General features: G+C 75.6%; 2 protein-coding genes. Both read left to right on the top strand.

Annotated features, from left to right (window positions below; genetic code table 11):
- The first annotated feature begins 124 nt into the window (after positions 1-124).
- Positions 125-496 carry an ATP-binding protein gene (locus tag O3X23_RS43880; protein ID WP_443048163.1) on the top strand — a complete coding sequence of 124 codons (372 nt, stop codon included), beginning with the start codon at positions 125-127 and terminating at the stop codon, positions 494-496.
- The coding region (locus O3X23_RS43875; protein WP_269281013.1) for a response regulator at positions 493-1,001 on the top strand (509 nt) is incomplete at its 3' end. The genes O3X23_RS43880 and O3X23_RS43875, both read left to right, overlap by 4 nt.

The raw sequence follows: 1,001 nt of genomic DNA, 5'->3' as shown, positions 1-1,001 counted from the left end.
GCCGGGACTGCCCGGGGTCCCCGACCTGGTCCGTGCCGCCGAGGCCACCGGGACACGGGTCTAACTCGCGGTCGGCGAGGGCGCGGACCACGCGCCGCCCGCGGTCGGCGCCGCCGCCTACCGCATCGTGCAGGAGGCGCTCACCAACGCCGCGCGACACGCGAGCGGTTCGCAGGTCCGGGTGACGCTCACCCGCTCCGCGGCGGCACTCCACGTGTCCGTTCTGGACGACGGTCCGGCCGCGGCCAGCCCGCACAAACCGGCCCGTACGGACGGCTACGGCATCGTGGGCATGCGGGAGCGGGCCCACAGCGTCGGCGGCCGGCTGACGGCCGGACCCCGGGCGGACAGCGCCGGATTCACCGTCACGGCCGTGCTCCCCCTCAGGGGAGCACCCGAGGACGGCGAAGACCCGCCCGAAGGATCACCGGCAGCCCGGCCGGACGTCCTGCTCGCCAACCCGCTCGCCAGTGCACGTGCAGGAGCGACCCGATGACGTTCCCGATGGCATCTCCCACGACCGCGCCCCCGAGGATCCGGGTGCTGCTCGCCGACGATCAGACGCTGGTGCGGGCCGCGTTCGCGATGCTGGTCGAGTCCGCGGCCGACATGGAGGTGGTCGGGCAGGCGGGGACCGGCAGGCAGGCCGCGGCGCTGGCCGGCAGCGCCGGCGCCGATGTGGTGGTGATGGACATCCGGATGCCCGACCTCGACGGCATCGAGGCCACCAGGATCATCGCCGCGGACAGCGCCCTCGCCGGGGTGCGCGTGCTGGTGCTGACCACCTACGACACCGACGAGCACGTGGTCGCTGCGCTGCGGGCGGGGGCCAGTGGGTTCCTGGTCAAGGACACCCGGCCCGCCGAGCTGCTGAACGCCATCCGCACCGTCGCCGCGGGCGACGCGCTGTTGTCGCCCGGCCCCACCGCCCGCCTCATCGCCCGCGTCCTGCGGCTGCCCGACCGGCCCCCGCCCGGCCCCGCCCCGATCGGTCTGACAGG

This window comes from Streptomyces sp. H39-S7 (assembly GCF_027158205.1).
GTDB lineage: Bacteria > Actinomycetota > Actinomycetes > Streptomycetales > Streptomycetaceae > Actinacidiphila.
This window is presented reverse-complemented; position numbering and strand designations above follow the sequence as displayed.